The following is a 15,357-nucleotide window of genomic DNA, read 5'->3' as shown; positions in this document are numbered from 1 at the left end:
CCCGTCACTTTTTCACCGCAAGAGAAGTATGGAACTCCTCGCCGCCATTCCGTTCCGACATGGCAGCCATCAGGGTCCGTTCCGCGTTTTCCAGATGGATGCGGGCTGCTTCCTGGCTCTTCTCCACATCCCGGGCTGCAATGCTTTCCACTAACCGTCGGTGTTCTTCCTGGGTATCCTTTAACCGGCCCGGATAGCGCATGGATACGCCCCGGATCACCGTGATCTGCTCCCGCAGGTTGTTGATGATGTTGCGCAGCCGTTCATTGCGGCTGGCCTTGTATAAAACATCGTGGAATTCAATATCCGCTTCCACCACTTTGGACATATCATTCTCTTCAATGGCATTACCCACCTTTACCAGCAGGCGTTGCAGCTCTTCCAGTTCTTCGTCGCTGATGCGCTCCGCCGCCAGCCCGGCAGCCAGGGTGTCCAGACTGATGCGGATCTCATATACGTCGTTGATATCCTTGATAGACATGTTGGAAACATAGGTGCCCCGCCGGGGGATCATCACCACAAAGCCTTCCATTTCCAGCTTGCGGATCGCTTCCCGCACCGGGGTACGGCTTACGCCCATCTCATCCGCCATCTGGATCTCCATCAGGCGTTCTCCCGGCGCGAAGACGCCGTTGATGATCGCTTCCCGGATGTGTTCGCACACCAGCTCCCGCAAAGGTTTATAACTGTCCAGACGAATCTGTTCCAAATGTCCGCTCATATCTTCTTCCTCCCCACCATCTCCGCCACTGCGGTTTCCAGACGCTGTGACTGCAATATCCCGGCAATTTTTTCGCCGGCCTCTTTATCTTTTATGATTCCGAACACCGTCGGACCGCTGCCGCTCATCATGACCGGCCCGGCCCCGTTCTGCAGCATCTGCTGCCGAATCTCCCGGATTTCCGGGCGGGCGCCTGCCGTCACCGGCTCCAGCACGTTGCCGCAGCGCTGCAGCACGCCCTGCACATCGCCGGTCTGTACAGCCTGCACCATACCCTCGATGTCCGGATGGACCACATTCTTCTGCTTATCATACTCCCGGTAGGCCCATGGTGTGGAGATCTCCAGAGCCGGTTTCGCCAGTACCAACTGTAACGGCGGTAAATCCGGCAGCGGAGTCAGTATCTCACCCCGGCCGGTGGCCAGTGCCGTTCCGCCTGCCACACAGAAGGGAACATCAGACCCCAGCTTGGCCCCCAGCCGTTCCAGCTTCTCCACGGACAGGTGCAGTTCCCAGTACCGGTTCAGCCCCCGCAGGACCGCCGCAGCATCCGTACTACCTCCCGCCAGCCCGGCCGCCAGAAAAATCTTTTTTTCAATGTGGATGTGTACCCGGGGCTCCCGGTGGGCAAATTCTCCCATCAGCACGGCCGCCTTATAAGCCAGGTTGGAAGGCCCCCCTTCCAGCCCGATACGATCTGTCGTCACAACCAGTTCCGGGCTCTCCGTAATGGTAATGGTGTCCGCCAGGCTAATCGTCTGCATCACCATGGCAACTTCGTGGTACCTGTCCGGACGCAGGCCCAACACGTCCAGCCCCAGATTGATCTTGGCATACCCTGTTTCAGTCAGTTTCATAAACCGTTCCTTAATCTATAGCGGCAATCATCATGCTCCTGCAGGCAGGCATATATGATTGCCTTATGCAAAGACAAAAAATACTGTATACAAAATTTCAAATACATTTTAGCATATTACAGCATTTTTTTAAATATTTCCCACTCAAAAAATGAATAAACTTATTTTTAAGAAGACGCTGATTAAATGATTTTCTTTCACTGCCCCCTTGCATTTTTTTACCGTAGTGGTATGCTATGTAGGTATTTTCTGCCTGACCTCTACATTAAATCAGGTCAGCAACAATAACTGACACATGTCCAAAAAACGTTTGTACACGGAATTCTGATTCATTACAAGGGGGTATATAGTATGAATAAACAACTAAAACGCTACCTGACCATTACATTGGGAACCTGCATCTCCGGCATCGCGCTGAACGCCTTTTTCCTGCCCCACCACTTACTGAGCGGCGGCATCACCGGTCTGGGCATGATCCTGTACTACCTGTTCGGCTGGCAGGTCAGTGTCACCAACATCCTCTTCAATATCCCTCTGTTCATCCTGGCTTATAAACTGATGAGCCGCAACTATTTTATCAGCGGCATTTACGGCACCCTGGTCCTGTCCTTTTTCCTGCATCTGTTTGCGCCGCTGCAGCAGCTCACGCAGGTCCACGACCCCATGCTGAGCTGTATCGCCGGCGGTGTGCTCCATGGCATCGGGCTGGGCACCCTGTACCGGGTGGGCGGCAGCACCGGTGGCAGCGACATCATCGGTGCCATCGTCCAGAAATTTTACAGCATCAGCATCGGCACCACCGGTTTCCTGATCAACATCGTGCTGCTGACGGCAGGCGCTTTCTTCTTCGGACTGGAACCGGCCCTGTACACCCTCACCGCGTACTTCGTCGTATTTAAAGTTTCCAACGCCTTCACCGACGGCTTTGATTTCAAGAAAAACATAATCATCATCAGCGACCGCAACGAAGAAATCGCCGAAGCCATCATCAAGATCGTAGGCCGGGGCGTCACCTATATCGAAGGGGAAGGCGCCTACACCCACCAGCACCGGAAACTGCTGTTCTGCGTGGTCAAGCTGACCCAGGTGGCCAAGATCAAACAGCTGGTCAAAAAGCTGGACCCCTTTGCTTTCATGATCGTGCAGGATGCCAGCGACGTATTCGGCCGGGGCTTTACCCAGCGCACCGACCACACCGTGCAGCGCCCGCCGGAACTGCGCACCGGCTGGAGTGAAATGGGTGAAGCGGAAAAAGTGTAATAATAAACATATAACAGTTATTAATAAAGCGGAGACCTATCCCTTATTCCCCCTCCTCGTTTCACTCATCGAAGGGGCCCCTTCAGGGATATGGTCTCCGCTTATTCTTTTTTCTTATATACTTTATCTGTCAAATTTCTTTACGGACAACCGGCGCTATTCTTCTTTTTTCTCTTCATCCGCCGGGCGGAATTCGGCATCCGTCGCCCCGTCCTTCACTTCTTTTCCCAAAGCACCGTTTTCCATGCCGGCCGCAGCCGAAGCCGCCGTCCACTGGGCCTGCTTGGCCGCCAGTTCTTCCGCTTCCCGGCGGGCCTTTTCCTCATCCTTCACCCGCTGTTCCGCATTGCGGGATTCTGCTTCTTCCGCCGCTTTCCGCATGGCTTCCGCAGGATCTTCGTTATTCAGGATCGCCATAAACTCCACGCCGGTAATGGTTTCTTTTTCCAGCAGGTACGCTGCCAGACGGTCCAGATCGTCCCGGTGCTCCCGCAAAATCGCCAGCGCTTTCCGGTGGGCTTCTTTAATGATCTCCATGACCTTTACGTCCACCTTTTCCAGGGTGGCTTCACTGCAGGTCAGGGTAGCATCGCCGCCCAGATACGCGTTATGGATGGTCTCCATACCCATCATGCCGAATTCTTCCGTCATGCCGAACCGTGTCACCATGGCCCGGGCCAGACGGGTCGCCTGCTCAATATCGTTGGAGGCGCCGGCGGTCATGTGGTTGAACACCACTTCTTCCGCTGCCCGGCCGCCGGTGAAGGTCACAATTTTAGTAAACAGGTCTTCCTTGGTATAATTGACCTTTTCCTGTTCGTCCACCTGCATGGTGTAACCCAGGGAACCGTTGGTGTGGGGAATGATCGTGATTTTTTCCACCGGGGCGCTGTGTGTCTGGCTGGCGGCCACCAGCGCGTGACCGATCTCATGGTACGCAGTGTTCTTCTTTTCCTCTTCGGAAATGACCATGCTCTTACGCTGATAGCCGGCAATGATGATATCCACCGCCTGCTCCAGGTCCACGTTGGTCACTTTTTCCCGCTTGTTACGCACGGCGCACAGGGCTGCTTCGTTAATAATGTTGGCCAGTTCCGCGCCGCTGGCACCGGGAGTGGATCGGGCGATCTTTTTCAGGTCCACATCGTCGCTCATCTTCACATCTTTGGCATGGACTTTCAGGATCGCCTCACGACCGTTCACGTCCGGCAGTTCCACCGGGATCCGGCGGTCAAACCGGCCCGGACGAAGTAACGCGGCATCCAGGGATTCCGGCCGGTTGGTGGCCGCCAGGATGATCACGCCCTTGCTGCCGTCAAAGCCATCCATCTCGGACAGCAGCTGGTTCAGCGTCTGCTCCCGTTCATCGTTGCTGCCGAACGCACCGCTGTCACGCTTTTTGCCGATGGCATCGATTTCGTCGATAAATACGATACAGGGAGCCTTTTTCTGGGCTTCCTTAAATAAATCACGAACGCGGGCCGCGCCCATGCCGACAAACATTTCAATAAATTCGGAACCGGAAATGCTGAAGAACGGCACCTTCGCTTCCCCGGCGATGGCCTTGGCCAGCAGAGTCTTACCGGTACCGGGAGGTCCTACCAGCAGGGCGCCCTTCGGCATGGTAGCGCCGATAGAGGAATACTTGCCGGGATTATGCAGGAAATCCACCAGTTCCACCAATGCTTCCTTGGCCTCGTCCTGCCCCGCCACATCCGCAAAGGTGACGCCGGTCTGGGCCTGCATGTACACCTTGGCATTACTCTTGCCGAAGTTGCCCATACCACCGAAACCCTTACCGCCAATGTAACGCATAATGAGCTGGCCGATGGCAAAGAATATGATGATAGGTAGGATCCAGGTTGTAAGAATACTTTCCAGCAGTCCGGGTTCCCGGGGAATGACCTGGGAAAACGTCACTTTGCTTTTCATCAGCTTCTCTACCAGCTGATTGTCCTCCACCCGGCCGGTGACATAAATCTTTTTATCCTCCGGATCCTTGGCTGTCGCCGCAATCCGTTTATCGCTAATCTCCACCTTCGCGAACTTTCCCTCATCCACCATCTGGATAAAGGAGTCGTATGACAGGTCTGTCACTTTGGTCTTGAACATGGAAGGGAACACCGACGTGTTCAGGAACATCAGCACGACCAGAGCCAGTATGTAGTAATAATACAGCGGCTTTCTGCCATTATCGTTGTTGTTATTCATAAATATATTTCACCTCTCGACTGCAGTATTATTTTTCATAGTAATATGATAGTTTATTCTATCGCGAAACAATTACTCTGACAAGTGAAATAATTGAAAAATCAAAAAGTCAATCTTTTGAATGACTATCATTATATAAACTTTACATTTAAAACAAAAGCGTGCAAGGACTGAACAAAACGTCGGAAGTGTTTGTGTAATTCCATGAGATGAAATGCGCCGTCGCGGCGAGACTGTCTGAGGGGCGAAGCCCCGAGTTTCGAAGCCGCAGGCGCATAAGTCCATGGAATCACAAACACGTACGGTTTTGTGAAGCCTTGCACGCTTTGTCTTTAAATTTTAACTATGCCTTAATTCTTCGAATCGATCTCCAGCAGGCAGTCCCCGCTCTCAATGCGGCTGCCGGCCTGTACATGTATCTGGCCGATGATACCGCTGATGGGCGCTGCAATGGTGGTCTCCATCTTCATGGCCTCGGTAACCAGCAGCGGCGTTCCCTTAGTTACGCTCTGCCCCTTTTCCACCAACAGCTTCACCACGGAACCGGACAGGGTGGCCCCTACTTCGCCCGGGTTGCTCTTGTCCGCTTTCTTGCGGGCCACGTTTTCCGTCTTCACGTTCTTGTCGAAGATCTCCAGTTCACGGGGCATACCGTTGAACTCAAAGGACACGGTGCGCTTGCCGTTTTCGTTGGGCTCGCTGATATGGATCAGTTTGATGATGACCACTTTGCCCTTTTCGATCTCCACGTCCACTTCTTCGCCCACGGTCATGCCGAAGAAGAAGGTGGGTGTATCCAGCACGCTTACATCCCCGTATTCCTCACAGCGGGTCACCCACTGTTTGAACACATCCGGATACAGGCAGTACGAGGAAACCGCTTCGTCCGTAGTGGGCGCGTTCATGTCTTCCAGCTTTTTCCGGACCTCTTCAAAATCAACCGGAGGCAGTACGGCACCGGGGCGCTGGGCAATCGGTTCTTTCCCTTTCAGCACAATCTTCTGCAGGCGTTTCGGGAAGCCGCCGTAAGGCGTGCCGATGCGGCCTTCAAAGAATTCGATGACGGATTTCGGGAAGTCCATGGTATCCCCGTTGGCATACACATCCTCTTCCGTAATTTCATTCTGCACCATGTACAGGGTCATGTCGCCCACGACTTTGGAAGACGGCGTGACCTTGATCACATCGCCGAACATCATGCTGACGCGGTGGTACATGTCCTTGATATCCTCCCAGCGGTCCAGCAGTCCCAGGGCAGCGGCCTGCTGCTTCAGGTTGGTATACTGCCCGCCGGGCATCTCGTGTACATAGACTTCCGGATTGGGGAAGTTTTCCGTCTTGTCTGCCGCTTTGTAATAGGGACGGATGGTCTCCCAGTACCGGGAGAATTCATTCAGTGCGTCCACGCTCAGCTTAGGCTGGCGGGGATGTCCTTCCAGGGCATAATACAGGCTGGCAGCGGAAGGTTGAGAAGTCCCGTTGCTCATGGCGCTCATGGCCACGTCCACGATATCCACCCCGGCGTCGATGGCCCGGGCATAGGTGTAGATGGTGTTGCCACTGCCTTCGTGGCTGTGCAGGTGGATGGGCACCGTCACCGCGTCCTTCATGGCGCTGATCAGTTCGTAGGCAGCCTGGGGTTTCAGCAGGCCTGCCATATCTTTGATGCAGATGATGTTGGCGCCGGCCCGTTCCAGTTCCTTCGCCATATCCACAAAGTATTTCAGATTATATTTATCCCGTTCCGGATCCAGAATGTCCCCGGTGTAGCACAGCGCGGGTTCCGCTACTTTATTGCATTCCCGCACCGCCTCAATGGAAAGGCGCATGTTATCCAGACTGTTCAGGGAGTCGAAGATACGGAACACGTCCACGCCGTTTTTGGCGGACAGGCGGATAAACTCTTTTACTACATTGTCCGGATAGCTGGTATACCCGACGGCGTTGGCGCCCCGGAGCAGCATCTGGAACAGTACGTTGGGCGCCGCTTCTTTAAACGCCTGCAGGCGCTGCCAGGGGCTTTCGTCCAGGAACCGGTAAGCCACGTCAAAGGTCGCGCCGCCCCAGCATTCAAAAGAAAACAGTTCCGGCAGTTTGCCGGCGGTATCTTTGATGACCCGCAGCATATCCGCCGTGCGAAGGCGGGTGGCAAACAGGGACTGGTGGGCGTCACGGAAGGTGGTATCCGTCAGCAACACTTCTTTCTGCTCCTGCACCCACTTAGCCAGTCGTTCCGGTCCTCTGGCGTCCAGGATCTGCTTTGTGCCGGAGGGAAGTTCACCCGTAAAAGGCTTTGGCAGATTCATGGGGGCAAACTCCGGTTTGGGCACCACGCCTACGTTGGCATAGCCGTTTACGGTAATGTCCCCGATATAATGCAGCAGTTTGGTACCGCGGTCCCGGCCTTCCGGGAAATGGAACAGTTCCGGCGTCTCATCAAGGAAATTGGTGGTATAGGTGCCGTTGATAAAATGCGGGTGTTGCAGCAGGTTTTCCAGGAACGCAATGTTGGTCTTCACACCACGGATACGGAACTCCTTCAGACAGCGCAACATCTTGGTCACCGCAATCGTATGGTTCAGGCCCCAGGTGGTAGCCTTAACCAGCAGGGAATCGTAGTACGGGGTAATGACGGAACCGGTGAAGGCATTGCCTGCGTCCAGACGGATGCCCATGCCGCCGCCGCTGCGGTAGGCGATAAGCTTACCCGTATCCGGCATGAAATTGTTCAGCGGGTCTTCCGTAGTGATACGGCACTGGATGGCCTCGCCCCGGATGCCGATTTTATCCTGTTCCGGAATCCCCACTTCCGGGCTGTGGATGCCGTAGCCCTCCGCGATGCGGATCTGGCTTTGAACGATATCAATGCCCGTAATGGCTTCTGTTACTGTATGTTCCACCTGGATACGGGGGTTTACTTCAATAAAATAGAACTCGTCATCGGCAGTGGCCAGAAACTCCACGGTGCCGGCACTGATGTAGTCCACATTTTTCATCAACTTCACGGCCGCGTCGCAGATCCGTTTCCGCAATTCCGGTTTGACGAAGGTGGCCGGTGCCATTTCCACTACCTTCTGGTGGCGGCGCTGCACGGAGCAGTCGCGCTCGTACAGATGCACGATCTCGCCCTGTTCATCGCCCAGAATCTGCACTTCAATATGTTTCGGGTCTTTCAGATATTTTTCCAGATAAATCTCATCGTTGCCAAAAGCTTTCAGCGCTTCGGACTTGGCCAGCGCATAGGCGGTTTCCACTTCCTCCGGAGAGTTGACCGCACGCATGCCGCGGCCGCCGCCGCCGTTGACCGCCTTGATCAGGAGCGGATAGCCGTGCTTTTCCCCAAACTCCCGGACTTCTTCCACAGAAGAAATGGGGCCGTCGCTGCCGGGGATCATAGGAATCTCCGCCAGTTTCGCCTGGGCGCGGGCATTCACCTTGTCACCGAACATGATCAGGTGCTCCACACGGGGTCCGATAAAGATAAAGCCTTCTTCCGCACAGCGCTTGGCCAGCTCGGCGTTTTCCGACAGGAAGCCGTAACCGGGATGGATGGCATCCACATCGTGTTCATGGGCGATCCTCATAATATCTTCAATATCCAGATAGGCTTCCACCGGGCCTTTGCCCCGGCCTACCAGATAGGCTTCATCGGCTTTATTGCGATGGAGGGACAGGGTATCCTCTTTGGAAAAAATCGCTATAGTACGAATTCCCAGTTCATTGCAGGCACGGAACACGCGGATGGCGATCTCGCCCCGGTTGGCAACTAAAACCGTCTTAATTTTTCTCATCTTGTCTCCTCCTTGGAATGTAAAGGCTTTCGGGAAAAAACCGGCGGAACAGGAAGCGCGTGTCCAATCGCGCCAAAGGATAAAACCGGCGTCCCTAAGATATGTGGCTTTATTGTATTATATGAGGTTTACAAATTCAACTATTCAGCGCCATGTATACATTATTCTTGTAATGTGCTATAATGTAGGGCACGAAAAACACATTTCATTTACAAACTGATTACATCAGACTTCCTGCGAAACTGCTTTTCTGCGGGAAACTGCCTCCGAGGTTACCATGTCTTCTGATAATAAAGTTACCAATACCAATACCAATTACAACAGCCTCTTCCTGTTCGTCGTCGACCACCTCGACAGCAAAGGAAACTATGACGGTTCCCCCCTGCCTGACAATCTGATGCGGGAGTATACCTACGGCGCCGAGGACGCCGCCATGTTCCATCCCAAAACCGATGAAAGTACCATGGAAGAAGCCAAAGATATCTATCTGCTGCTGAAAGAATGGCTGAAGAACCCCACACAGAAAACCAAGAACAATCTGTATGAGAAAATCTATACTACCCCCCTGATCACGGTGTTCTTTGCCCTGGCCGGTCAGCTGCGGGGAGAAAAGCTCAGCTATGACCTGCTGCATCTGGCCCAGGAGTGGTTTTACACCGCCAAAGACCGGGAAGCCGTCAAGTTTGCCTACCTGATCTGCGGCCTCATCGGGCTGGACCAGGTACGCAAATCTTTTTCGGAACACCTGTACAACGACCTTTTTACCATGGCCCGCTGTGAGGAGTTTACCATTTTCCTGTGCATGGCCTGCCAATTAAGTGAAATCCATCCTCAGAAAGAACTTTGGTTCCTGGCCCGTCACACACAGGGCTGGGGTAAGGCCGTCACACTGCTGCTGCTGGAGTACCGCACCCCCGCCCAGCGACTCTGGCTGCTGAAAAAGGGGCTGGAGTTGCGCATCTTCTGGCCGCCCCTGGCGCCGGTCATTATCAAGGAAAGCGGCCTGGAGCAGATGCTTCAGGAAAAGGAAATTACGGAAGACATTTATCTGGCGGCTGCCAACGTCATCATCACTTACATGATCTTCCTCGTTCCCAACCAGGACCCGGCAGGGAATCCTTTTGAAAATTCCCTGATGATGCCGGTACGTATCGCACTGGAGCCCTTGCTGCGTGACTTCCTGCGCCATGCGGAGACGTATGGTAAAACGCCGAAAAACCTGTTGACCATCTTTGCCATTAAAGACCGGCTGGAATTGATGGCGACGGAAAAAGCGGGCACAGCTCTCAGTGCTAATGCCGCCCAGCTCCTGATCGGCCAGTGCGACGCCCTCATTTATTGCAAGGACTGGGAACCGGAGATCCGGGCTTCCCTGTTTGACAACAGCGGCAGGCTGAATTCGGAAATCGTGGACTTCGCCGCCGACCTTGACATCGACATCTGGCCGGACGTCATTAAATTTTACAATGACCATCCGAAAGATCACACGGCCCTCCGTTATCTGATGTTTGCAGACGCAGGCGGAGACGAGAAACGTGTCGACACCCGGCGGCACCTGTTCCTTGACTGTGCGGAAGCCCATCTGCGCCAGTATATGGAAGAAGAAGACCTGCTGGTCAATTTTGCCCATTACCTGAAGGATTACCCCGGAGAAGGGGAATCGTTGCTGCAGGCCTGTCTCACTTCTATTTATGAGCACGCCATCGGCATGGCGGCCCTGTCTGTATCTACCTGGCCCCGGGATAAGGTTCCCGTAAAATTGAAAAAGGCCGTGATCCAGGCTATTCAGCTGAACCAGAACCCGTTCATCGGGCTGGTGCTGCAGTCCATCATCGATGAGCGGGTCGCGGCGCCAGTAGATTTTGATTATGGGGATTTGTAAAAACAAAACTTAATATTGACATAAATAGTAAAGCAGCAAGGAAACGGCATCGCAAAACCGGGAACGGTTGCTATTTCATGGACTTATTTGCCTGTGGCTTCGAAACTCGGGGCTTCGCCCCTCAGACAGTCTCGCCACGACGGCAAATTTCGTCTCATGAAATTACGCAATCGTTCCCGATGTTTTGCTTATGCCGTTCCATTGCTGCTTTTTAGTTCCAGTTGATTATAACTTGCATGCAACTCATTATCATTGCATCACTGATTTTCCAATGCCGCAGGATCCAGCAGGAAATCATAAATATTCATCGTCAGAACCCCGGAATCATCATAATGCGCCGGCGCCATATCCTGCGTAATAATTATTTTTTTGAAAGAATCGTCAATCTTGCGGAAAGGACGGACTTCCTGCATCTTCTTTTCTTCGTCAGAAATGGAGTAAGCTGACTGGATATAATAGCGCCTGAAACCCAGATTACAGACAAAATCCACTTCCAGCTGCTTACGAACCACTTTTCCGTCCCTATCTTTTTCTGCCACAGGTACAACGCCTACATCCACACTGTAGCCCCGCATCCTCAGTTCATTATAGACTATGTTCTCCATGAGATGGGTCGGTTCAATCTGGCGGAAATTAATCCGCGCGTTCCGCAGACCCGCATCCGTAAAATAATATTTCTTCGGCGTCTCGATGTACGCCTTCCCTTTGATATCATAACGGCTGGCCGCCTCCACCAAAAATGAATCCTCCAGATAACCCAGATATTTAAGTATAGTGGCTGCCGTAATTCTGGATTTTTTGATGCTGCGAAATGTGTTTTTCAGTTTTTCCGGATTCGTCAGCGATCCCACCGTGGAAGACAGGATATTTAATAAGTCTTCCAGTTCTCCTCTGTTGCGTACATTGTTCCTTGTTACTACGTCACGGACATATATTTCGCTGAAAAGACCGGAAAGAACCGCTGCCTTGTCTTGAAAATTTTCCTGCAACACAACTAAAGGGATGCCGCCATACAGCATGTACTGGGAAAATCCTTCGTACTTATCTCCCTTGAACACACTCATAAATTCCGAAAAACTAAGCGGATACATACGAATTTCGTCCCCGCGCCCGGCGAACTCCGTTATCACGTCTTTGGAAAGAAACTTCGCATTACTTCCGGTCACAAACACATCCATATTACTTCTGCGCAAATATCCGTTTAACACTGCCTCAAAAGAATCCAGAAGCTGCACTTCATCAAGCAGCAGACAATACTTTCCCTCCCCGGAAATTTTTGCTCGGATATAATCCATAAACTTTTCCGGATCCACTTTCCGTTTTTGTTCCTGCAACGCAAGCAGATCTTCCCCTATCAACTGCAAATCGTCAGCAGAATCAAATGCGAAACGGATGATATGATCTTCAGCTACGCCGCTTTCCAGCAGATACTTGAAAAAAAGTGTGTTTAGCAGAAACGATTTCCCACATCTGCGCACGCCCGTAACGACTTTGACCAAACCATTGCCTTGCTTACGAATCAGTTTATTCAGATAGTAGTTACGCTTAATCTCCATCGCCGTCACCCCATAATAGATTTTTGCAACTATTTACATTTTTCTATTATAGAATGACAGGATTTCAGTAAAAAGTCAAGTTCCCGGAATAGATTTTTGCAACTACTTGCATTTTTCTATTATAGAACGACGGATTTTCAGCAAAAAGCCCGTAAAATATAAAACAGCGCCACCGCTTGATAACAAGGGTGACGCTATTTTTATTATAATATTAAATACTTAATCTTTCCCTTTATTCCGTCCACTCCGTATGGAAGCTGCCTTCTTTATCCACGCGCTGGTACGTATGGGCGCCAAAGTAATCTCGCTGGGCCTGCAGCACGTTGGCATTGCCGTTGGCGGTGCGGTAGGCGTCAAAGTAGGACAGGGCGCTGCTTAATGCCACAACTGATACACCCCGTTCCGCTGCCAGAGCCACCACACGGCCCCAGCCTGCACGGGCTTTTTTCAGGGCTTCCGCGAAGAAGTCACTGAACAGCAGGTTCTTCATCCCCGCCTGTTTCGCGAAGCTGTCGCTGACGTCATCCAGGAAACGGGCCCGGATGATGCAGCCGTTCCGCCAGATCTTGGAAATTTTATCCATCTGCAGATCCCAGCCGTAGGTCTCGCTGGCAGTTCCCAGCAGGTTGAAGCCCTGGGCATAGGCGCAGATTTTCGCCGCATATAAGGTATTGCGCAAATCCTCCAGCAGCTGTTCTTTTTCCGCTTCCGTAACGGAGGCATTTTTATTTTCCCCGGCAGCGTTTGTATCCGCCGCTGCCGCTTTGCCAGCCCCCGGCAAATCCACGTACACCTTTTCCAGCGCCGTGCGTTCCTCTTTATAGGTGCTCATGTTGCGGGCAAACACCGCTTCCGTAATGGTGGGCGCGGCAACCCCCAGCTCCAGCGCACTCATGCTGGTCCAGCGGCCGGTGCCTTTCTGTTTCGCCACATCCAGGATCACGTCCACCATGGCCTTGCCGGTCTCCGCATCCTTTTTCTTCAAAATGTTAGCGGTAATTTCTACAAGGTACGAAGACAGTTCACCCTTGTTCCATTCGTCCCAGACCTTCGCCATCTCTTCCGGCTCCATGCCCAGCACCTGCCGCATGATGGTATACACGTCGGCGATGAGCTGCATGTCCGCATATTCAATGCCGTTATGTACCATCTTCACATAGTGGCCGGCGCCGTCGGTCCCGATATAGGCGACGCAGGGTTCGGTTCCGCTCTCCCCGGCTTTGGCGGAAATCGCCTGCAGCATGGGTTCCAGCTGCACATAGGCCTTCCGGCTGCAGCCCGGCATCAGGCTGGGTCCGTTCAGGGCCCCTTCTTCGCCGCCGCTGACGCCCATGCCGACAAATTCCATCCCCAGTTCCGCCAGCTTCACGCTGCGCCGCCGGGTATCTTCAAAATAGGAATTACCGCCGTCAATGACGATATCCCCTGCCTCCAACAGCGGAGTAAGGGTATCCAGCATGGCATCCACAGCCGGCCCTGCCTGGATCATCATGATGATCTTCCGGGGCCGTTCCAGATTCTGCACCAGTTCTTCCATACTGTATGCCGCCTGCAGGCAGGGATTGTAACCGAAATCACGCATGAACTGCTCTGTTTTGGCAGCCGTACGGTTGAACACCAGCGTCTGAATGTTGTTGTTTGCCAGATTACGGGCCAGGTTGGCGCCCATAACCGCCAGTCCGATTAAACCGATTTTCGCTTGCATACGTGAACTCCTTTTAACGATAACTGAAATTAAAGCGTTGGGCTTACCCCGGAAGGGCTTGCCCCATGAAGCGTGTCGCGACGAACCGCAAGGCTGCTTGCGGGTGAGTCGGCTACGCGATTCGGGGGAGGGAGGGGTAAGCCCAACGCTTTGTAATAGCTTTCAAAAAAGGCGCACGCAACACGCATGCGCCTTTACGGTTCTACACTATTATTTCTTCACAGCCTTGTTCCATGCTTCCAGCAGGCGGGCACGGTTGTCGCCGGACCACTGGAAATCATATTTCAGCAGCTTGGCATCTTTGAAGGACAGGGCTTCTTTCGGCGGATTGGCTTCCGGATTGGTCAGGAACTGGTAAGAATTGTTGTTCTGGCCGATTTCCTGGGCTTTCTTCGTTAAGCACCAGTCGATGAACTTCTTGGCCGCTTCTTTCTGCGGCGCGTTCTTGATCATGGCAACGGCGCCCAGTTCGTATGCGGTTCCTTCTTCCGGCAGGGACAGAGCTACGTTCTTGTTGCCTTCCTTCATCAGGCGGATGCCGTTATGCAGGTAGGTGATACCGATGGCGCATTCACCCAGAGCAGCAGAACGGGCCGGAGCCGCGCCGGCTTTGGTATACTGTTTTACCTGTTTGTCCAGTTTGGCCAGGTATTCCATGCCTTTTTCTTCACCCAGACGCTGTACGGTAGCGGAAACCAGCACATAACCGGTGGAAGCGGAACCCGGGTTGCCCATCACGATCTGGCCCTTGAATTCCGGTTTCAGCAGGTCATCCCAGGATTTCGGGGGCTGCGCTTTGTGTTCCTCAAACCAGCGTTTGTCCAGGATGAAGCCCAGGTAGCCCTGGTAAATGCCGGTCCAGAATCCTTCCGGATCCTTGAATTCGGCTTTGATCTTTTCCGCGTTGGGGGATTTGTACGCTTCCAGCAGGCCTTCTTTCTTGGCCATGATGAAGCTGTCGGCGCTGCCGCCGTACCACAGGCTGGCCTGGGGGTTGTTCTTTTCCGCGCGGATACGGCTCAGGGTCTCGCCGCCGGACATGCGGACAAATTTTACTTTGATGCCGGTATCTTTTTCGAATTCAGCCGCTACGACTTTCGCAGCCTGTTCTACGATACCCATGTACATAACCAATTCTTTGTCATTGCCCTTCGGAGCGGCTTTCTTGTCGTCAGCCTTTTTGTCTCCGCCGCCGCAGCCTGCAAACGAAACAGTCAGTGCTGCCATTGCTGCAAACGCAGCTGCTTTTTTCCAGGTAAATTTCATCCTTGTTTCCTCCTCGTATAATTATTTTTAAGATTAAATAATAGTTGTATTTTATGCCCTTTCTCATTCAATCGGTCTGTCAATACCCATGGTATAATTGCAATGCGT

At 52.8% G+C, this 15,357-nt stretch carries 9 protein-coding genes; 2 read left to right on the top strand and 7 right to left on the bottom strand.

Annotated features, from left to right (window positions below; genetic code table 11):
* Window positions 1-4: 4 nt before the first annotated feature.
* Both ACZOWY_RS06810 and ispE read right to left on the bottom strand, forming a co-directional pair.
* Window positions 5-721, bottom strand: coding sequence for a GntR family transcriptional regulator (locus ACZOWY_RS06810; protein WP_484394271.1), 717 nt, complete (start codon window positions 719-721; stop codon window positions 5-7).
* Complete coding sequence (gene ispE / locus ACZOWY_RS06805) at window positions 718-1,578, bottom strand: 4-(cytidine 5'-diphospho)-2-C-methyl-D-erythritol kinase (protein WP_484394266.1); 861 nt, start codon at window positions 1,576-1,578, stop codon at window positions 718-720. The genes ACZOWY_RS06810 and ispE overlap by 4 nt, the downstream gene beginning before the upstream one ends.
* A 351-nt stretch (window positions 1,579-1,929) precedes the next feature.
* Here ispE and ACZOWY_RS06800 point away from each other — a divergent pair, with 351 nt between their 5' ends.
* A complete protein-coding gene (locus ACZOWY_RS06800) occupies window positions 1,930-2,838 on the top strand; it encodes a YitT family protein (RefSeq protein ID WP_484394262.1) in 909 nt (302 codons plus the stop codon).
* 156 nt (window positions 2,839-2,994) lie between these two features.
* On the opposite strand, the gene ftsH is transcribed toward ACZOWY_RS06800, so the two are convergent.
* Both ftsH and ACZOWY_RS06790 read right to left on the bottom strand, forming a co-directional pair.
* On the bottom strand, window positions 2,995-5,049 hold the full coding sequence (ftsH, locus tag ACZOWY_RS06795; RefSeq protein WP_484394258.1) for an ATP-dependent zinc metalloprotease FtsH: 2,055 nt from the start codon (window positions 5,047-5,049) through the stop codon (window positions 2,995-2,997).
* 350 nt (window positions 5,050-5,399) lie between these two features.
* On the bottom strand, window positions 5,400-8,840 hold the full coding sequence (locus ACZOWY_RS06790; protein WP_484394254.1) for a pyruvate carboxylase: 3,441 nt from the start codon (window positions 8,838-8,840) through the stop codon (window positions 5,400-5,402).
* A 277-nt stretch (window positions 8,841-9,117) separates the two neighbouring features.
* On the opposite strand from ACZOWY_RS06790, the gene ACZOWY_RS06785 reads away from it, so the two are divergent.
* A complete protein-coding gene (locus ACZOWY_RS06785) occupies window positions 9,118-10,722 on the top strand; it encodes a hypothetical protein (protein ID WP_484394249.1) in 1,605 nt (534 codons plus the stop codon).
* Between the two features lie 257 nt (window positions 10,723-10,979).
* On the opposite strand, the gene ACZOWY_RS06780 is transcribed toward ACZOWY_RS06785, so the two are convergent.
* The 3 genes from ACZOWY_RS06780 to ACZOWY_RS06770 all read right to left on the bottom strand — a co-directional run bounded on the left by ACZOWY_RS06780 (window position 10,980) and on the right by ACZOWY_RS06770 (window position 15,249).
* Window positions 10,980-12,278, bottom strand: a complete 1,299-nt coding sequence (locus tag ACZOWY_RS06780) for an ATP-binding protein (RefSeq protein WP_484394246.1) — start codon at window positions 12,276-12,278, stop codon at window positions 10,980-10,982.
* A gap of 232 nt (window positions 12,279-12,510) precedes the next feature.
* Complete coding sequence (gndA, locus tag ACZOWY_RS06775; protein WP_484394240.1) at window positions 12,511-13,983, bottom strand: NADP-dependent phosphogluconate dehydrogenase; 1,473 nt, start codon at window positions 13,981-13,983, stop codon at window positions 12,511-12,513.
* 210 nt (window positions 13,984-14,193) lie between these two features.
* The gene (locus ACZOWY_RS06770) at window positions 14,194-15,249 is read right to left on the bottom strand and encodes an ABC transporter substrate-binding protein (protein WP_484394235.1); all 1,056 of its coding nucleotides are present in this window, start codon (window positions 15,247-15,249) and stop codon (window positions 14,194-14,196) included.
* Between the last annotated feature and the right edge of the window lie 108 nt (window positions 15,250-15,357).

The organism is Succiniclasticum sp. (assembly GCF_056977735.1).
The sequence above is the reverse complement of the archived record's forward strand: the minus strand, read 5'-3'. Positions and strand labels throughout refer to the sequence as shown.